Here is an 18,121-nt window from a genome sequence, read left to right on the forward strand (position 1 = left end):
GGTCACTCCAGGGACGACCTGCCGGTACCGCCGTACGACCGCGGCAGGACTTCGCCATCCGCTCGCGCCCGCGCCCCGTTCCTGCGGCCCGACAATGGAGCGCTCCCTTGACCGCCCGGGCGGTCAAGGGAGCGAACCCTCGGACGCGGGCTTACGCTCAGCCCTCGCCGTAGGCGCCGAATTCCGTCAGGTGACCGGCGCCCTCACAGTTGCCGCCGAACCTCCAGTACCCGGGGTCCTGCTTCGGGCCATAGCGCGTGCTGCCGTCGCTGCACGTGGTGTAGGCGCCGTATTGGCCCGAGTGGATGCGCAAGTTGCCGCTCCAGGACATGTTGTCGTGCTGGACACTGTCCCAGGTGTAGTCCTTCAGAACGATGCGCTTGGAGGCGCTCTGGCCCTTCAGGGACTTCATGCCGGGCAGGGTCTGGCCGTCCTTGAGAACCTTGGTCGTGCCCTGGGTGGCGGCGGGCTCCGGCTTGGCCGTCGCCGTGGCGTCGGCGCCGGACGCGGCGCCCATGGCCAGCAGGCCGGCGGCGGCGGTGGCCAGCACGGCGCTGGCTGCGTTCGCGGTGGTGTGCATGGTTCTCCCATCCGTCTCGCTGCTTCTGGCGGCGAGACTCATGTGTTCGGTTGCCTTTGTTCTTGTGGTGCGGGCGGGTCTGCTCACCGTCGGTGACTGCCGCCGTGCGACGGCGGCCGACCGGTGCCCTGGGAAGAGAAAAACCCGCTGGTGAGGGTGTCCAACAGGGCGTCGGACGGGCTCGTCCGCCTTCGTCCGAGCCGTGGCTGGGCTGGGACGGCAGGCGACCACGTTCGGACACGCATAGTCACTGATCGGACACGCACAGACAGGATTGGGGGATAATCGGCGTCAGGACAGCGGAGAAACTCAAGCGCAGAGGTCTGGCGTGACGATCAGTGATGACCCAGAAGCCTTCCGGGCCGTACGCCGGTCCCAGCTGGACTCGGTGACGTGCGGAGAGGAACTGGCGAAGCTGCTGGCCGAGCAGTACGCGCGAGCCGATGTGTCGCTGCGGGAGCTTGAGCTGCGGTCGAACAAGGCGGGCGGGACCCGGCTGGCGCGGGCCACCTGTTCGGACATGCTGGCCGGACGCAGGTTCCCCAAGAAGGCGGTGATGGTGGCGTTCCTGCGGGCGTGTCAGGTGCCTGATGAGCAGCTCGCCGACTGGGCGCGGGCATGGGAACGGGTGAGAATCGCCCAGCTCTCCACCGCGCCGATCTCGACCGCGCAGGTCTCAGTGGCGCAACCGTCCAGCGCAGAGCCGGGCGGGCCCGTCCTTGAGCACTCGCCCGGCGAGCTTGCGGGCGGCAGCGCAATCGCCGGCCAGAACACGCAGCCTGTAGTGGGCAAGCCCGTCCGCGGGCGGAAACCTGTTCGGCGTCGCATTGGACTGGTGGTCGGGCTGATCGCTGCCACTGGCCTGGCCACCGCCATCGGCCTCTCGGCGTTCGTCGATCCAGGCTCCGCTCCCCGACGCCTGACCGACGACGGTCGTGCGTTCAGCAGCGGCGGGTCGAGCCGATTCATCGTGGCCGTTGATCCAGCCCATACAGAGATAAAGCTGACTCGCCGTCTGGACGCCATCGTCGCGAGGCAAACCGCCACCGTCACCGTGAACGGGGCCTTGGCCGCGGTATGGCAACCCCTGCACGGGGGACCTCGGATCTGGAAAGACCAGAGCGTCGTCCTCCCCTCCGTGCTGACCGTGGGGCGCCGCCAGCTCACGATCACCAACACGTTCGTGTCCTCGGAATTGGACTTCAACGAGTTCACCTACTTCGTCGACCAGAAGGTCGACGGTGACTGGTCCCGGGCCGACACCGTCAATGTCGGCGCAGAGCACGCGGACAGTGAAGCCGCACATCGCTACCGCATCACCAACCAGACCTGGGTCGGAACGCGCGACCTCGACTACCTGAGATGAGGCTCATCCGACAGCGGTCCGCGCCCGTGCCCGGTGCGCCTGGCGCGGCGCGCGAAAGGCGTGGTGCGATGCGAGCTTCTGGACGTACGGTGCTGCTGATCGCCACGCTGGCGACGGTCATGGCGCAGGTCGGCCCGGTTCTGGCGGTGGTCGCGGCGCGTCCCAGGGTCGTCATCGCCACCGATTTCCCAGACCCGGACGTGATCCAGGCCGGGTCTACCGTGTTTGCGTACTCCACCAGTAGTTCGGCAGGCACGGTGCCGGTCGCCAGTGCGCCGTCCGCCTCCGGACCATGGACCATACGCCGGGACGCCCTGCCCACCCGGCCGTCCTGGGCGACGGAAGAAGGCGGTTTCTGGGCGCCGGACGTCTCCCGCCGCGCGGACGGCCAATACCTCATGTACTTCACCGCCCCGAGCGCCGCGACCACGCCCACGCGCATGTGCGTCGGCGCCGCGCTCTCGTCCGGACCGCTCGGCCCGTTCCGGCCCATCGGCAATGGCCCCCTCGTCTGCGACCCGAGCGAGGGCGGCGACATCGACCCGGCGAGCTTCGTCGACACCGGCGAAGAGAGATACCTGCTCTACAAGAACGACGGGAACGCGCTGAACAACGGCACCCCGTCGATCATCTGGCTGCAGGAGGTACAGGCCGACGGGATCACCTTCGTCGGCCCCCGCAGGGAACTGATCCGCAACGATCGCCCTGACGAGAGTGGCGTGATCGAAGCACCTGTGCTGATCAAACGCCCCACGCAGTACGTGCTCCTCTACTCGGGCGGCCCATACTGCGGCGACACATACTTCACCGGCTACGCCGTGTCTCCCTCACTCGCGGCACCCTTCAGCAAGTCCGACCGGCCGCTGATGACGACCGAGACCCTCGGCGGCGCGGTGCGGGGCCCCGGCGGCGCCGACGTGCTCGGCGAGCGCGTCTTCTTTCACGGCTGGGTAGGGAAGTGCCCTGGAAACGGCGCACGCTGGACCTACACGGCCGACCTCGGCTGGACAAACGACCACCCCGTCCTGCGCTGAACCGACCAGACGCTCGATCAGGATCGAGGAGATCGCGCAGACCAGGACGACGTCGCGGATCAACCGGTACGCCCGGCGGTTCCCTGTACCCGTGCTGACGGGGAAGCGATGTCCGCGAGCAGGCTGAGTGCGCCGGCCGGCGGCGGCGCGGGCACGGGGTGAAGCTCGCTGCCGGATCATCGGACACGGGGATGAGGGCAGAGGTCGGGCTGGTTCGAGTCGGCCCGCGTAGCTGTCCCGACCCGGGACCCCTCTCCGGCGGACGCGGCTAGCTTGTGCCCGACCTCGGCGAAGGCGGGAGAAGCCATGCGAAAGACGCGAGCCCCAGGACGACACACCGTTTGGCCTCTGGCCATCCCCGCGTTCGCGCTGCTGCTCGCGGGGTGCGGCGACGAGGACCCGGGAACGGCCACCTCCACCTCCGCCTCCAGCGCGACGCGTTCTCCGGTGACCACGCGCCCCGCCTCCCCGTCCCCGACGCCGACCCCGACCGCGACGCTGCCGAAGGCGGCGAACGGCGTCCGCCTCGCCGCCTGCGCGGACGCCAGGTGCGAGGTGGAGGTCGGAGTCGGTGACGTCATCCGCTTCAACGCCCGCGTGAGAGGCCAGGCCGGTCTGGCCGAGATGACGGTGGCGAGCATCGGAGACATGGCGATCGAATTCAAGATGGCGGGCGGAGGCATTGGTTTCAGCCCACCCGGATCGGACGACCCCTTCAACATCAACGGCACTTTCTCCCACACCCTGATAGCCACCGCGGGTCAGAAGGCCGTCATCCGCCTGGCCGCCCCGAAGCCCGGCGCCGGCGCAGCCGAAATCGGCTAGCCCGTATGCGACGCCCACCCTGTGAGGAGGGCCGGACGTCGAGAGGGGCGCTAAAACCCGAGGTCGTTGAGGAAGGTGTCAGCGTCAGCGTGAGTCTGGGCCCCTGGGGCCGCGGCGGCCACAGCCTTTGCGAACGCGCCCCCTGATCAGAGCAGATCGCCGTGTTCGAGGTAGCGGGTGGTCCCGTCGCGGTGGGCGGCATGAGCGTGGACGAGTCGGCGTGCCCGTCGCGCGATGACTCTCCGGTGTTGTCGCGGGACGTGGGCGAGGCTCGATCAGGCGGTGCCGTTCGCCGGTGCCGCTCTGCCGGTCGCGCGTAGCCACTCGTCGAGAACGCGGTAGTCAGCCAAGGTGAGGCCCCTGCTTGGGCTGACGCGGTGAAGGAGAGCTGATCCGGGATGGTGTGCGGATACCCAGGAGTGATCTTTGTCGGTGATCTCGTCATCTATCCAGGCGAAGGAGCGTCCGGCCGCCCAGGCGACGAGGGTGCGGGTCTTCCAGTGCAAGCCGTCACGTTCGTCCTGCTGTTCGGTCTCGGGCGCGTCCGGCCAGGTCACTATCGCCAACTGGGGCAGCCCGAGGCGTGGGGAGACGCACTCGTTCGCGTCCTCCATCCAGCTGGTGGCCCAGACCAGCTCGCAGTGGAGCGCCATCAGACGGGGTCCATGCTCGGGATTGATCCTGGCCAGGAGCGGATTCGCCTCGGCTTGCGGTGATGAGACCGCCGGGTAAGTCGGGTACCGGTGCGAAGCGGCCCCGAAGGGGATGAGGGGTCCGTCGACGTCGAGGAAGAGCAGCGGACGCTGTACGGATCCGGTCACGGCCGCACAATATCGACAGATGTCGCGGCTTCGGTGGACGTCCCGCCGTCTGGCGCCACACACCGTTAAGATCGCTTACCGGGAATGGTTTATTGTGCAAATGCTTGTTTGCCCGGGATTGCCCTGCATTCTCCCGAGTCTTTAACCAATTTCCGGCGATGTGGGTTCAATTCACGCGGGCGCGCGGTGTAGCGTTTAATAGGCATACCGCTATATAGTTGACAACTGTAGCGGACGACGCCATTTCTCCCTCCATTCGAACAATCGAGGAGGTGTGCAATGTCTCGAGAACTACTTTTCTACCGCGAGTCTGACGGTCTAATCGCGACGGCCAGGATTGACACCGACGGACGTTTCGGCCACCTTGCGGACGGGAAGCTCGCGTCGAGGTGGACAAGCATCGTTCCGATAGGACGAGAACTGCTGTTCTACCGCGATTCTGATGGGGTCATCGCGACGGCCAGGATTGACACCGACGGACGTTTCGGCCACCTTGCAGACGGAAAGGTCTCGCCGGGGTGGACACATATCGTTCCGATAGGACGAGAACTGCTGTTCTATCGTGACACCAACGGTCGTATCGCGACGGCCAGGATCGGCACTGACGGAATCTTCGCCCACCTCGCGGACGGGAACCTCCAGGCTGAGTGGACACACATCGTTCCCATAGGACGAGAACTGCTCTTCTACCGCGACACCGACGGTCTCATCGCGACGGCCAGGATCGACACCAGCGGGCGTTTCGGCCACCTTGCGGACGGGAAGCTCTCGTCGAGGTGGACGCGCATCGTTCCGATAGGACGAGAACTGCTGTTCTATCGCAAGTCCGATGGGGTCATCGCCACCGCCAGGATCGACACCGACGGACGTTTCGGCCACCTTGCGGACGGAAAGGTCTCGTCGGGGTGGACACACATTGTTCCGATAGGACGAGAACTGCTGTTCTATCGCGACACCGACGGTCGTATCGCGACGGCCAGGATTGACACCGGCGGGCGTTTCGGCCACCTTGCGGACGGGAACCTCCAGGCCGAGTGGTCGATCATCACACCCGGTCTTCCCTGAGGCACAATAGTCGGTACAGGTTGCGGGCCGCGCGGCGTCCGTGCTGCCCTTGACCTGTCCCGCCCGGCTCGCCGATTCATGGCCGCCTCATCTGCGACCTTCGCCGACCTCGCTGCGGCGTTCGTCGTCCGGACACTGATAGCCACCGCGGGTCAGAAGGCCGCCATCCGCTTGGCCGCCCGAAGCTCGGCGCCGGCAGAGCCGAAATCGGCTAGCCCACATGCGCCGCCCGGCCCTGGAAGGAGGCCGGGCATCGAGAGGGTGCTAAGCCCAAGGTCATTGAGGAAGATGTCGGCATCAGCATGAGCGTGGGCCCTTGGAGTCGCGGACAGCCACGGCTACAGGCCTAATCAGAGCAGTTCGCCGTGTTCGAGGTAGCGGGTGGTCCCGTCGCGGTGGGCGGCATGAGCGTGGACGAGTCGGCGTGCCAGCCGCGCGATGGTCAACTCGTGGATCTGGGCGATGTCGTGAAATTGATGGTTGCTCAGTTCGCTGGTGTCGAGATGGATGGCGTTGAGTTGTTCTGGAGCGAGCGTGCCGCCGTCGAACAAGAAGAGGATCTTGTCGCCTTCGGCCTCGTTGGGTGCCCAGTCTGCGATCAGGAGCCGTCCGACCTCGGGGCGGATGCCGAGTTCCTCGGCGACCTCGCGTACTGCGGCCTGATGGGGCGTCTCGCCGTGCTCGACGTAGCCGCCGGGGATGTCGAGATAGTCCTTGTAGCAGGGGTCGACCAGCATGACGTGGTCGTGTTCGTTGAAGAAGAGCACGCCTGCCGCCGCGCGGGCGCGCGTGAAGCTCGCTGCCGGATCATCGGTCACAGGGGTCGAGACTAGGAGATCGGGCTAGATGATGTTCATGCGCCGGGCGAGATCGGCCAAGACGCGGCTTCGCCTCCCCGTGGTGGTCTCGCGGAGTTGGTGGACGACCTGGCGGCTCATGACGTGCGTGTGGACCTGTTCGGCGGCGCGGCGTTCAGCCGCAAGCAGCTCGGTGACGGCTTGGTCGATTTTGTTGCGGGCGTGGTAGGCGTTGACGACCTCGAGGCTGTGGCGGACGGCGCGCTCGGCGGGCATGCGGACGGTGTCGATGCCGGTGGCGAGGTCGAGCGCGGTGAGGACGTCACCAAGGGCCATGGCGGCGGTGACGCGGTGGATGCGCACGTTTGTGGGGCCGAACGCCGTCCACAGGTGGTTGGCGTCGGAACCGAGCTGGTCGGCCATCTGCTCAGCCCGCGCAAGGTAGTCCATGGCGACAGTGCGGTCGCCGGCGCGGGCTGCGGCGACCGCGCCCGGCAGGAGAAGGGTGCCGTGGATAGATAGAAACATTGGTGAGCAGTGAGCAGGCTGGCGTCGCAGGTACCGCGATGCGTCCTGGGCCATGGCGGCGGCCTCGTCGAGCCGTCCTTGGGAATGCAGGGCATGGACGACTGATCGGAACAGCGACCCGATGATCAGGGGGTCTGCGGTGCGTTCGGCTGCGGTCAGCCCCCGCTGAGCCGCGATCCAGGCGAGGTCGGACTCACCGAGCTTCGTGAGGATCATGGCAGCCGACTGGTTGGCCAACGCGGCGAGCCGGTCGGCGTCCGGCTGCCGTGCCGTGTCGGCCTCGCGTGCGGCCAGGTGAGTCTGGGTGAGCAGGGCAGGCAAATGCGTTAGCACCTGTTGATAGTGCGATCGTTGGTAATCGGTCATCACCGCGATGACGTCGCGGCGGAGCACGTCCAGGCGGGGCGGCTCCGGCTCGGCTTCGATCGCGGCGAGCAACGTGGACAGTTGCCGATGGTCGGTGAGCGCGGACCGGACGGCGCTGACGTCCGGCGGCGATGCGAGTGACCGCGCCGATGCGGCCGGTTGCGGGCCGATGAGGTCGAAGACCGAGACGCGTAAGGCGTCGGCAAGGGCTCTGATGACCGAAAGCCTGTCCAAGGGTGCGCGGTCGTTCTCGATCTTGCTCAGCCAGTCTTCGGTCCGTCCGACCAGTCCGGCCAGGACCTCCTGGGCCATGCCGCGTCGGACGCGATGCCACGCCACTCGTTGCCCTGGCGACAGGTGTCGCCGCTGATCGCTCATCACAGCCCCTGTCGAATGACCCCGGATTTTCTTTCCGGGTGGTGGCCCTTCTGCGGTTCTAACTTCATGGCATGCACGAGTTGATCGCGAGCCCCTTCCTTGGTGAGTACATGGTGCTCAAGCCGGGGGAGCCACGTGGGGTCAAGATCTCCCGGAAGGCGTATCTGGCCCTTGCGGCGGCGGAGGTGTTCCCGACGTGGCTGGCGACCGCTGCCCGCAAAGTGTGGGGTGATGACCTCTACAGGCAGTCCACCGCAGGCCGTCTGCTGATTCGACCTGAAGTCGGTTACCGGTTCGGCAAGGCGACTTACGAGTTGAACCTCGGATGCAACTACGACTGTGAGCACTGCTACCTCGGGCTCAAGACCTTCGCGGGCCTGGACTGGCCCGAACGCGAACGGCTTCTGGAAGTGATCCGGGACGCCGGCGTCCTATGGCTGCAGCTCACCGGCGGCGAACCGATGGTCGATCGGCTTTTCGCCGCTGTCTACGCCAAGGCGTGTGAACTGGGCATGATGCTCGAGGTCCTGACGAACGGGTCCCGCCTGGCCAACGACAAGATCCTCGAACTGCTGACCGCGCGTCGCCCGAGCAAGATGAGCCTCAGCGTCTACGGCGCCACCGCCGAGACCTACGACGGGCTCACCCGGCGTCCCGGTTCTTTCGCGAAGTTCATGCGCGGTCTGGTGGCAGCACACGAAGCGGGCCTTCAGATGGACCTGAGCCTGATCATCACCAATCGCAACGCCCACGAACTCGACCGGATGCGTGGACTGGCCGACCGGTTCGGGCTGCGCCACCGCGAGTACGCCAATATGTCGCCGACCATCCACGGCGGCGATGAGAGCCTCCCTTCGCAATCCCCGCAATTCCTGCGCAAGCGCACGCCTTTCACCGGCTGCGACGCCGGTCATACCTCATTCCACGTTGACCCGTTCGGCCGCGCCAGCATTTGCAAGATCGGCCGCGAACCCAATATCGACCTGATCCACGAAGGCCCGTCCGGTCTGCTCCGCCTGGGCGGTATCAGTGATGGCCTCCTGCGGCGACAGGCCGGCTGTACCGGCTGCACGCTCCAGAGCACCTGCGGCACCTGCATGCCGCTCGTCCAGCTCTACCGCAAGGCCAAGGCCCCGCTCGCCACCTACTGCCAACACACAGAAACCGGAAAGGAGGAAGCTCAGTGAGCAAGACGATCGAGGTCCACGACGAGCCGATGGCCGAAGAGGTCATCACGGTCCAGACCGTCGAGGACGTCAACGACGAGGCGGAGAACGCCATCGGACTCGGATGCGGCGACGACAACCCCTACCGGTGACCGACTCACCCGGTGATCCTGGCCCCTCGCCTTCCAGTGGGCGAGGGGCCGTTCCAGTACGTTTGCCAGCGTGACGGAAAGAATCTCCTGGCACGAGGTACGGGACTTGATCGAGCGGCACACCGGCCCCGTGGTCCGTGCCCGCCACGTCAGCGACGGGTTCAATTCCGAGATCGCCGTCATCATCAACGAGACCACGTTCGTCAAGGGACTGCGCACCGACCACCCCCGCGCCTGGACTCAGGAACGCGAACGCCAGATCAACTCGCACATCCGGCACGTCTCGGCTCCGTTGCGCTGGTCGCAGACGGCGGCTGGATGGGACCTCAACGGCTTCGGCTTCCTGGACGGCCGCGCGGCGTCCTACCAGCCGTCCAGTCCCGACCTGGAACTGATCACGGCGATGATGATCCGCTGGCCGCCCGCACCGGACGGCGTCGATTTGAAACACGCCCCGCAACGCTGGTCGGCGTATAGCGACCGCTCGGAATTGTTCGACGGCGATTGGCTTTCACACACCGACTGGTCACCAAGCAACATCCTCATCAGCGGTGACCATGCGTACATGCTTGACTGGGCCTGGCCCACCCGTGGAGCCCGCTGGATCGACCCGGCCTGCTGGGTCGTCTGGCTGATCGCCAGCGGACACCACCCGGCTCAGGCACAAATCTGGGCCTCCAAGATCCCTGCATTCGCCGCCGCGCCTCCCCATGCGACAACGGCCTTCGCGCAAGCGCAGGCTGCTATGTGGGAAGACATCGGGGAGCACGCGCCCCATCCCGGCCTCGCCGCCGCAGCCGCAACCTGGATCAAACACCGAACCTCTTAGCACGCCCCGCGTCCGGCCGAGGGATGGCTGCCCGGCCCTGGGAGGAGGGCCGGGCAGTGGGGGCTATCGCTTGAGGGTGTTGAGGATGGTGTGGAAGGTGTGGGGGGTCAGTAGGAGTTTGGGGCCGTTGGGGTCTTTGGAGTCGCGGACGGCTACGGCTTCAGGGAGCCGCCCCACTTCTACGCATGCTCCGCCCTGGTCACCGCTTTGCCATGCCTTCCGCCACTTGATCACGTCCACCGGTCTACCGCCTTCACCAGCAACTCACGGAAGGCATCAGGGGAGAGGATGAGGTGTCCCCCGTCAGGATTCTTGCTGTCACGGACACCCACGCCGCTTGGAAGGGGCGCGACTTCTACGCAGGCGTCCCCCTGTGAATCGCTCCGCCGCGACTTCCGCCACTGGATCAGCTCCACTTTGTGACCGCCTTCCGAATGAACTCTATGGACTCGTCCACGCTGAGCGCGTGAGCCTGAATGAACGAGAACGTGCTGACGACGGGCAAGATATCGGCCGGATCGCTTGTGGTCACTCCGCCGCGAGCGTTAGCCATGTACAGCAGCTCCTCGCCCGTGGGCTGTGTCGCGAGGTTGAACGAGCCAGCCAGGCCCCAGTATCGCCCAGTCGGAGCGATCTGCAACGCCACGTTGTCCATCCGGGCGACCTCTATGAGGTGCTCACACTGTGCCTTCATGATGGCTGGGTCTCCTACGTCGGCGAATAGGACCGGCTCGCTGAGGACCACGCTGATTTTGGGCGGCACCTTCCGCTTCAGGATGGCCTGGCGCTTGAGTCGAGCTTCGACGGCCTGCTCAGAGCCAAGCAGGGCGCGCATGTACGCCTCAGTCTGGAACAGGCCGTGCACGGCAGTGAGCTCGAAGGCGCGTAGCAGCGCCGCCGTGGCCTCGGCCTTCGGGTAGTCGGTGAAGAACTTGGGGTAGGCGGCGGACCGCAGGAGATCGTCCCAGGCGTCCAGGAATGTGGGTGCGCAGTCCATGGCCACGTCGAGGCGCTTGGCGAACTCTTCCCGGCAGCGGGTCGTCCCTAGCTCGACCTGGGCGATGTAGGAGCGGGTGACGGATGCGCGCTTGGCCAGTTCGACGCGTGTGAGCTCGCGTTCCTTGCGGGCGCGGGTGACCTCCTGCCCAAAGGCGACCGTCTGCGGGGTCGGCTTCCTCGTGGCCATGTGAACCCTCCTCGCTGACAGCAGGTGACAGCAAGCCTTTTGTGTTCGCTCGCTTCGGTGGTAACGCTACGCCATGAAGTGAAGCATGTGCGCAGAGTCACAAGATTCGGAGGTGGGTTCCGGATGAGCGAGCCGGAGACGATTGTGATCAAGGCGGACGTGCGGGAGGTGCGGGAGGCGCGGGACTTCGTGGGGCTGGTCTTCGGGGCGTGGGGGCTGACGGACTTCGTCGCGCGGACGGTGGTCAGCGAGCTGGCCACGAACGCCGTCGTCCACGGGTCGGAGGACGGGGACACGGTGATCGTGCGGGCCTACCGGAAGGACGACGGAGTTCCGGTCGTGGAGGCATGGGACCGGTCCGACGCCCTGCCGGTCGTCCGGCCCGTGAACTACGGGGTGGAGAGCGGGCGAGGGTTGCTGCTCCTGGAAGGGCTCGTCCGGCGGTGGGGGACCCGGCCGCTGAATGAGGGCGGGAAGGTCGTCTGGGCTGAAATCGAGCCTGTTCGCGCGTGAACGACGGGATTCTGCTGCTGTTCCTCCGGCAGATCTTTCCGGAGTGGTCGATCACGCGGGACTCGGACGGAGTTTGGCGGGCCAGCGGGCGTGTTCGGGTTTGGGCCTCGTCTGTTGACGGGGTGCTGGACGCGCTCGCTATGGCTGAGCCTGATGCCGGGGAGCGGGTGAGGAGTTTCTTCGATGTGGGGAAACGCGCTAGCGGTCGTTCTGTGTGAGGCGGTGGGCGAGGATTGTGGCGCCCTTCACGGCGGCTTGATCGTCCAGGTTGGAGAGGAGGAGTGGTGGGGGCGGACGGAAGAGTAGGCGGTCGGCTAGGCGGGTTGTCAGCGGGTTGAGCAGGGTTTCGCCAGCTTGGGCTAGGCCGCCGCCTATGACGATTAAGGCTGGGTCTAGCAGGAGTGTTGTGGCTGCTAGGCCGTCGGCGAGAGCGTCCAGGGCGTCGGACCAGACTTGTTTCGCCTTCTCGTCGTTCTTTTTGGTGCGGGCTATTACCTCTTTTGTTGGGACGTTCTCGTCGTAGCGGCGGGAGATCGCGGCGGCTGAGGCGTAGGTTTCCAGGCAGCCCTTGTTGCCGCAGGCGCAGTCTTCGCCGTTCGGACGGACGACCACATGGCCTATCTCGCCGCTCCAGCCTGCGGCACCCGGATACGGGGTGTTGTTGATGATCAGGGCGGCGGCTATTCCTGTGCCTATTGCCATGAAGACGAAGTCGGTGGCGTCGCGGCCCGCGCCTAGGACTGCTTCCGCCAAGCCTGCTGTGCGGACGTCGTGGCCGATGGCGACGGGGATTCCTAGGCGTTCTTGTGCCAAGTGCAGCATGGGGACGTCCCGCCAGCCCAGGTTGGCCGAATAGACGGCTGTGCCCGTGGAGTCGTCAACTATGCCGGGGACGACGATTCCGGCGGCGCGGGCGGGGGAGCCTAGGGACGATGCGCGGGTGGTGAGGTGGGTGGCGAAGTCGAGGATGGCGGCCACTGGGGTGGTGTGGTCTGTGGGTCGGGATTCTGTGGCGATGATCTCGGAGTTCTCGGTTATGGCGGCCTTCATGGTGGTGCCGCCTACGTCCAAGCCGATGAGGCTCATTTGACCGAACCCGCCGTGAGGCCGCCGATTAGGTAGCGCTCTATGAAGATGAACAGGATTACTACCGGGACGATCGCGATCAGGGACGTGGCGAACAGGTACTGCCAGTGTGCTTGGTATTGGGTGACGAAAGATGGGATGGCTACCGTTAGCGGGCGGCGGTCTGGGGAGGCTGTGACCGTGAGCGCCACGATGTACTCGTTCCACGCTGCGATGAACGTATAGACGACGGCGGTGACGACGCCCGGCATGGAAATGGGCAGGGTGACGCGGGTGAGTGCACCGAGGCGGCCTGCGCCGTCCAGGAAGGCGGCCTCTTCTAGTTCTCTCGGGATGCTGGAGAAGTAGCCGTGCAGGATCCAGATGCAGAACGGGAGGTTGAAGGCGGCGTTCACCAGGATGAGGGACATGAGGGTGTCGGTCAGGTCTAGGGCGACCATTTCGCGGTAGATGCCGATGACCAGGGCCGTTGGTGCGAACATTTGGGTGACCAGGACGAGCAGGAGGAATGCGCCGCGTCCGCGGAAGCGGTTCCGGGCCGTGTAGTACGCGGCGGGCATCGCGCAGGCCAGGGTTACGACCGTGGCTACGGCTGCGACCGTCAGGGACACCCGCATGTATGTCCAGACCGGGGCGGCCGACCAGACGTCGATGAAGTTCGACCATGTCCAGTGGGTCGGCAGGTAGGTGCCGGGCGAGGCGGTCAGTTCGCGCTCGGGTTTCAGGGCGGTTATGAACATTTGCAGGTATGGGAGCAGAAACGCTAGGGCTACCAGCCAGCCGATTCCGGCGAGGACGATCCGGCGGGTCATCGGACCTCCTCGCGCCAGCGGGCGGCGCGTAGATACATCAGGACCATGACGAGGATCAGGACGAAATTGACGACCGCCATCGCGCCGGACTCGCCGACGTTCTGGTCGTAGAAGGCCAGCTTGTACATGAACGTGGTGGTGGTGTCAGTGTCATGGCCGGGGCCGCCGCCCGTCATCGCCCAGATGATCGGGAAGCTGTTGAACACGTTGATGACGTTGATGATCGAGGCGATGAGAATGGCGGGGCGCAGTAGCGGGAGCGTGATGCCGAAGTAGGTGCGGAATACCCCGGCGCCGTCTACGCGGGCCGCCTCGTAGACGTCCGACGGGATTGTTTGGAGGCCCGCGAGGATCACGAAGGAGGTGAATGGCAGCGAGACGAACACCGCGACCCACATCATCCACAGCATCGCCTGGGTGGGGTTCGCGAGCCAGTTCACCGGCTTGTCGATCAGGTGCAGGTCGAGCAGGACGCGGTTGACGAAGCCGGAGTAATTGTCCAGCATCCATTTCCAGATCAGCGCCGTCATCAGCACCGACGCGGCCCACGGGACGACGACCGCCCAGCGGACGGCGCGGCGGCCCGGGAAGCGGGCGTTCAGGAGCTGGCCCAGCGCGAGCGACAGCGCCATCGTGACGATCACGATCCCGCCGACCCACAGCAGCGTCCGCAGCACGACGGGGATCAGGTCGTCCTCGTCGAAAAGGTCGCGGTAGTTGTCGATGCCGCGGTAGCCGACCGTCACGCCGGACGACGTGATGTCCTGCAGCGACGTGCGGACCATCTCGATGACCGGCCACAGCACGACGATGGAGATCAGCACGAGGGACGGGCCCAGCCACAGGAGGGGCGCGAGCGCCCGGCCGGCCCGCCGGGGCAGGGAGGGGCGGGGGACCTGGGAGGCGACCCCCCGCTGCCTGGTCTCGAGGTCCTGCACTCAGCCGGCCTTCTCGGCCGTCTCCTGGATCATGTCCAGGACCTTCTTCGGGTCTTCGTCCGCCACGGAGCCGCCGAGGTCCTGCTTGACCGCGCCCGCGACCGCGGACCACGCCGGGTTGGACGTCGGCGCGAACTTCGACGTCGGGAGCGCGTCCACGAACTGCTTCATGTAAGGGTCGGCGCTGAGTGCGTCACCGGCGGATTTGGTCACCGGCAGGAAGCCCTCCACGGTGAGGAACTTGGACGTGTTCTCCTTCTGGTAGACGAAATCCAGGAACTTCTTGATGGCGTCCTTGTTCTTGCCGCCGGCCTTCTTGAACGCGACGAGGACGTCCATGACGCCGAGCGTGTTGTGCTCGTTTCCGCTCCTGCTCGGCAGCGGCGCGACGCCGAAGTCGAGGTTCTTGGTGACCGGCTCGATGAATCCGGCCTTCGTGAAAGGGCCGCCGATCGACATGCCGACCTTGCCCTGCGCGAACTGGCTGAACACCGTCTTGCGGTCGGTGCTCTCCGGGTTCGGCTGCGTCAGCCCGGACGTGTTGAGGCCCTTGAGGAAGGTGAGCGTGTCGACGTTGGCCTTCTGGTTTATGGCCCATTTCCCGGACGCGTCCACCCAGCCGCCGCCGTTGTTCATCGCCCAGCAGTGGAACTCGGCCTGCGCCTCCTCAGGACCGAGCGGCAGCCCGTATCCGAACGCGCCCGCCTTCTTGATCTTCTCCGCGTCCGCCTTGACCTCGTCCCAGGTTCTGGGCGGCTGGGCGATGCCGGCCTTCTTGAACAGGGCCTTGTTGTAGAAGAGGAGGCGGGCGCTGGAGATGAACGGAACGCCGTACTGCTCGCCGTTGTACTTGGCCTGCTCGGCGAACGTGGGCGTGAAGTCGCTCAGCGTGGTCGGGGACACGACCTCGGACGCCTTGTAGACGAGGCCGTCGCGGGCGAAGTCGGAGAACGCGTTGTAGTTGAGGACGTCAGGGACCTGTTTCGTCTGGACGTAGGTCTTGACCTTGGCGTCCATCTGGGTCCAGTCGACCATCTCAAGGTTGACCCTGTAGCCGGAGTTCTCGGCCTCGAACTCCTTGATGAGGGCGTCCCAGTAGGGCTTGGTGTTGTCGCCGTAAATGGCGGCGACGAACTTGATGCTCTTCCCGCCGGAGTCGTCGCTCGACGAGCTTCCCTTGCCGCATCCGCCGACTCCGAGCGCCACGGTCAGGCTCGCGGCGACGACGCCTAAGAGGTGCCGCTTCATCTGTCCCCGCCTTCTCCCGGCGTGCATGGTTGACGTGGTCCAGCACGTGGAGGCGTGCGCGCGTCCGCCTCCCTCTGCCGTGCGTGAATAAATGTGCGCGATCCGATCGCTCATCGAGCACAAACGCGCGCATGTGGCCATGAAGATAAACACTGGTCCGAACCGGTTCAAGAGTTTTGTTAAGCAAGTTTCTTAACTGTGGCCGCGCCGGCGGGCGGACGTTGATCTCTGGTCCGGTCCGCACGCTGGGCTGGTCTGATCGGGGTGACGACGGGTGTCCGGCCGTTCGCGTCGAGTGCATCGCGTCCGGTGGGCCGCGTCCTGATGTGGCCACCTGCCCGGAGGCCGCTCGCGGGTGGTCCGGCGGCCTTCTCGCCTCTCCCTGGCCTGGGGTCTGTTTTGCCCTGCCTTGACCGGGTAATGCGGCGCCGTGCCTGGAACGGGCACCAGCGAAAAGGGACCGGCAAGGCGGAAAGGGGCTGGCGAGGGGACATGAGCTTTCGGACGGGGCTGGCCGCCGGGGCCGGCGGAACGGTGGCCGCGATCTCTGCGCGCCGCCTCGGCCGCCGGACGCCGGGCGGGTTCGCCCAGCGGCTCGTCGACCGGCTCGCCCAGCGGCTCGTCCAGCGGCTTGAGCGGAGTCTGGAGCGCGCCGTCCGGCGTCTCACGGCCGCGGCCGAGCAGGGCGGGCCGCTCGTCAAGGCCGCCCTGGCCGGGGTCAAGGCGCTGCACGAGGGCAAGTCACCGTTCCGCGCGCTGCTGAGCTTCGGCTGGACGGCCCTGAAGGAGACCCTCGCCCGCATCTTCGGGCGCGGACGAAGGGGGAAGCCGACCAACATCGTTGAACAGACCGACGTGGGCGCCCCGCGCCGACTCGTCTACGACCAGTGGACGCGGTTCGAGGACTTCCCGTCCTTCATGAAGAAGGTCGTCAGCGTCGACCAGACGGAGGAGGGGAAGCTGCGCTGGAAGGCGAAGATCTTCTGGTCGAGCCGGACGTGGGAGTCGACGATCGTCGAGCAGGTCCCCGACCGGCACATCGTGTGGCGGTCCAAGGGCCCGAAGGGGCACGCGGACGGGACGGTCAGCTTCCACGAACTGTCGCCGAACCTGACCCGCGTCCTGCTCGTCCTCGAATACCGCCCGGCCGGTCTCTTCGAGCGGACCGGCAACCTCTGGCGCGCCCAGGGACGCCGTGCCCGCCTCGAACTCAAACATTTTCGCCGCCACGTGATGACGCGGGCGCTGACCCGTCCCGACGAGGTCGAGGGCTGGCGCGGCGAGATCCGCGACGGCGAGATCGTCACAACCCCCCAGTGAGGAAGCGAATCATGAAACGCGGAAACCGGATGGGCCGGTTGCCCGTCGGAACCATCACCAAACGGCTGCCCGGCCGCCGCGGCAGGCGGATCCCCGGCCTGGGCGGCGTCAACGGCATCGCGAAGAACCTGCCCGGCAAGCGGACCGCCGGTACGGCAGGCGGCGTCCTGCTCGGCGCGGGCGCGGCCGTCGCCGCCAACCGCGCGCTCAGCGGACGCCGCAACGGCCAGGGCTCGTCCGGCGAGGCGGACGCGCAGGAGAACGAGCAGAAGAAGCGGAAAGGCAAGGCCAAGGCCAAGGCCGCTGGGAAGAACTCAGAGCAGTCGGGCCCGGGGGTGTTCGGACGCCTCAAGGGCACGGCCGCCGGCGTCAAGAGCACGGCCGCCGGGGTCAAGGACACCGCCACCGGCGTCCTTCCCGGCATCGGCCAGAACGGCTCCAAGGACGAGGCCAAGGGCGACTCCAAGGACGGCGCGAAGGGCGGCGGCAAGGGCGGCGGGAAGAAGGTGAAGGTCACCAACATCGTCGAGCACATCGACATCGGTGCGCCGCGCCGCCTCGTCTACGACCAGTGGACGCGGTTCCAGGACTACCCGTCCTTCATGAAGAAGGTCGTCAGCGTCGACCAGACGGAGGACGGGAAGCTGCACTGGAAGGCGAAGATCTTCTGGTCCAGCCGGACGTGGGAGTCGACGATCGTCGAGCAGGTCCCGGACGAGCACATCGTGTGGCGGTCCAAGGGCTCCAAGGGACACGTGGACGGGACGGTCAGCTTCCACAAGCTGTCGCCGAACCTGACCCGCGTCCTGCTCGTCCTCGAATACCACCCGCAGGGCCTCTTCGAGCGGACCGCGAACATGTGGCGGGCGCAGGGCCGCCGCGTCCGGCTGGAGCTGAAGCACTTCCGCCGCTTCGTGATGACGCAGTCGCTCACGCGTCCCGACGACGTCGAGGGCTGGCGCGGCGAGATCCACGACAGCGAGGTCGTCCGGACGCACGACGAGGCGCTGGACGAGGAGGAACGCGACCGCAGGGACCGCGAGAAGGAGTACGAAGAGGCCCGCTGACCCCCGCCCCTGACCCCCGCCCCTGACCCCGCCCCGCCCCCGGG

General features: G+C 66.5%; 21 protein-coding genes. 10 read left to right on the top strand and 11 right to left on the bottom strand.

Translation table 11 applies throughout. The features are described from left to right. Positions 1-157: 157 nt before the first annotated feature. Positions 158-580: a hypothetical protein gene (locus ACH35V_RS06150; protein WP_395970536.1), complete on the bottom strand. Its 423-nt coding sequence runs from the start codon at positions 578-580 to the stop codon at positions 158-160. Positions 581-908: 328 nt separating this feature from the next. On the opposite strand from ACH35V_RS06150, the gene ACH35V_RS06155 reads away from it, so the two are divergent. From ACH35V_RS06155 to ACH35V_RS06165, 3 genes are all read left to right on the top strand, one after another. Beyond that, complete coding sequence (locus tag ACH35V_RS06155) at positions 909-1,946, top strand: hypothetical protein (RefSeq protein WP_395970537.1); 1,038 nt, start codon at positions 909-911, stop codon at positions 1,944-1,946. Positions 1,947-2,035: 89 nt separating this feature from the next. Then, positions 2,036-2,980: a glycoside hydrolase family 43 protein gene (locus ACH35V_RS06160; protein WP_395970538.1), complete on the top strand. Its 945-nt coding sequence runs from the start codon at positions 2,036-2,038 to the stop codon at positions 2,978-2,980. Positions 2,981-3,535: 555 nt separating this feature from the next. Beyond that, positions 3,536-3,805, top strand: a complete 270-nt coding sequence (locus ACH35V_RS06165; protein WP_395970539.1) for a hypothetical protein — start codon at positions 3,536-3,538, stop codon at positions 3,803-3,805. Between the two features lie 275 nt (positions 3,806-4,080). Here the strand turns inward: ACH35V_RS06165 and ACH35V_RS06170 are convergent, their stop codons facing one another. Further along, positions 4,081-4,626 (bottom strand): HAD domain-containing protein, encoded by a 546-nt coding sequence (locus tag ACH35V_RS06170; protein ID WP_395970540.1) that lies wholly within the window; start codon positions 4,624-4,626, stop codon positions 4,081-4,083. Between the two features lie 279 nt (positions 4,627-4,905). Here ACH35V_RS06170 and ACH35V_RS06175 point away from each other — a divergent pair, with 279 nt between their 5' ends. Further along, positions 4,906-5,691 carry a hypothetical protein gene (locus ACH35V_RS06175; RefSeq protein WP_395970541.1) on the top strand — a complete coding sequence of 262 codons (786 nt, stop codon included), beginning with the start codon at positions 4,906-4,908 and terminating at the stop codon, positions 5,689-5,691. A 350-nt stretch (positions 5,692-6,041) separates the two neighbouring features. Here ACH35V_RS06175 and ACH35V_RS06180 read toward each other — a convergent pair whose 3' ends face one another. Together ACH35V_RS06180 and ACH35V_RS06185 are read right to left on the bottom strand one after the other, a co-directional pair. Next, positions 6,042-6,509: an NUDIX domain-containing protein gene (locus ACH35V_RS06180; protein WP_395970542.1), complete on the bottom strand. Its 468-nt coding sequence runs from the start codon at positions 6,507-6,509 to the stop codon at positions 6,042-6,044. 24 nt (positions 6,510-6,533) lie between these two features. Continuing rightward, on the bottom strand, positions 6,534-7,760 hold the full coding sequence (locus tag ACH35V_RS06185) for a helix-turn-helix domain-containing protein (RefSeq protein ID WP_395970543.1): 1,227 nt from the start codon (positions 7,758-7,760) through the stop codon (positions 6,534-6,536). A gap of 71 nt (positions 7,761-7,831) precedes the next feature. On the opposite strand from ACH35V_RS06185, the gene ACH35V_RS06190 reads away from it, so the two are divergent. The 3 genes from ACH35V_RS06190 (at position 7,832) to ACH35V_RS06200 (ending at position 9,907) form a co-directional block, all read left to right on the top strand. Further along, positions 7,832-8,947 carry a radical SAM protein gene (locus tag ACH35V_RS06190; RefSeq protein WP_395970544.1) on the top strand — a complete coding sequence of 372 codons (1,116 nt, stop codon included), beginning with the start codon at positions 7,832-7,834 and terminating at the stop codon, positions 8,945-8,947. Then, the gene (locus tag ACH35V_RS06195) at positions 8,944-9,078 is read left to right on the top strand and encodes a hypothetical protein (protein WP_395970545.1); all 135 of its coding nucleotides are present in this window, start codon (positions 8,944-8,946) and stop codon (positions 9,076-9,078) included. The genes ACH35V_RS06190 and ACH35V_RS06195 overlap by 4 nt, the downstream gene beginning before the upstream one ends. A gap of 70 nt (positions 9,079-9,148) precedes the next feature. Next, positions 9,149-9,907, top strand: coding sequence for a hypothetical protein (locus tag ACH35V_RS06200; RefSeq protein WP_395970546.1), 759 nt, complete (start codon positions 9,149-9,151; stop codon positions 9,905-9,907). Positions 9,908-9,970: 63 nt separating this feature from the next. On the opposite strand, the gene ACH35V_RS06205 is transcribed toward ACH35V_RS06200, so the two are convergent. From ACH35V_RS06205 to ACH35V_RS06215, 3 genes are read right to left on the bottom strand one after another with little or no spacing between them, the layout of a single operon-like run. Beyond that, positions 9,971-10,147, bottom strand: coding sequence for a DUF397 domain-containing protein (locus ACH35V_RS06205; RefSeq protein ID WP_395970547.1), 177 nt, complete (start codon positions 10,145-10,147; stop codon positions 9,971-9,973). Next, entirely contained in the window at positions 10,138-10,323 is a 186-nt protein-coding gene (locus tag ACH35V_RS06210; RefSeq protein ID WP_395970548.1) for a DUF397 domain-containing protein, read from the bottom strand. Before ACH35V_RS06210 ends, ACH35V_RS06205 begins: the two co-directional genes overlap by 10 nt. Next, on the bottom strand, positions 10,314-11,093 hold the full coding sequence (locus ACH35V_RS06215; RefSeq protein ID WP_395970549.1) for a helix-turn-helix transcriptional regulator: 780 nt from the start codon (positions 11,091-11,093) through the stop codon (positions 10,314-10,316). The genes ACH35V_RS06210 and ACH35V_RS06215 overlap by 10 nt, the downstream gene beginning before the upstream one ends. A gap of 123 nt (positions 11,094-11,216) precedes the next feature. Between ACH35V_RS06215 and ACH35V_RS06220 the strand changes: the two genes are divergently transcribed. Next, positions 11,217-11,606 (top strand): ATP-binding protein, encoded by a 390-nt coding sequence (locus tag ACH35V_RS06220; protein ID WP_395970550.1) that lies wholly within the window; start codon positions 11,217-11,219, stop codon positions 11,604-11,606. A 198-nt stretch (positions 11,607-11,804) separates the two neighbouring features. Here the strand turns inward: ACH35V_RS06220 and ACH35V_RS06225 are convergent, their stop codons facing one another. Genes ACH35V_RS06225 through ACH35V_RS06240 form a run of 4 tightly spaced genes read right to left on the bottom strand, consistent with a single transcriptional unit; the run spans position 11,805 to position 15,690 of the window. Beyond that, on the bottom strand, positions 11,805-12,692 hold the full coding sequence (locus ACH35V_RS06225; protein ID WP_395970551.1) for an ROK family protein: 888 nt from the start codon (positions 12,690-12,692) through the stop codon (positions 11,805-11,807). After that, entirely contained in the window at positions 12,689-13,504 is an 816-nt protein-coding gene (locus ACH35V_RS06230) for a carbohydrate ABC transporter permease (protein ID WP_395970552.1), read from the bottom strand. The genes ACH35V_RS06225 and ACH35V_RS06230 overlap by 4 nt, the downstream gene beginning before the upstream one ends. Next, on the bottom strand, positions 13,501-14,442 hold the full coding sequence (locus ACH35V_RS06235) for a carbohydrate ABC transporter permease (protein WP_395970553.1): 942 nt from the start codon (positions 14,440-14,442) through the stop codon (positions 13,501-13,503). Before ACH35V_RS06235 ends, ACH35V_RS06230 begins: the two co-directional genes overlap by 4 nt. Beyond that, a complete protein-coding gene (locus tag ACH35V_RS06240; RefSeq protein WP_395970554.1) occupies positions 14,443-15,690 on the bottom strand; it encodes an extracellular solute-binding protein in 1,248 nt (415 codons plus the stop codon). Between the two features lie 492 nt (positions 15,691-16,182). Here ACH35V_RS06240 and ACH35V_RS06245 point away from each other — a divergent pair, with 492 nt between their 5' ends. Beyond that, on the top strand, positions 16,183-17,010 hold the full coding sequence (locus ACH35V_RS06245; RefSeq protein WP_395970555.1) for an SRPBCC family protein: 828 nt from the start codon (positions 16,183-16,185) through the stop codon (positions 17,008-17,010). An 11-nt stretch (positions 17,011-17,021) separates the two neighbouring features. Continuing rightward, positions 17,022-18,077, top strand: coding sequence for an SRPBCC family protein (locus tag ACH35V_RS06250; protein WP_395970556.1), 1,056 nt, complete (start codon positions 17,022-17,024; stop codon positions 18,075-18,077). Positions 18,078-18,121: the final 44 nt, after the last annotated feature.

Source organism: Actinomadura sp. 1N219, from assembly GCF_044326405.1.
GTDB lineage: Bacteria > Actinomycetota > Actinomycetes > Streptosporangiales > Streptosporangiaceae > Spirillospora.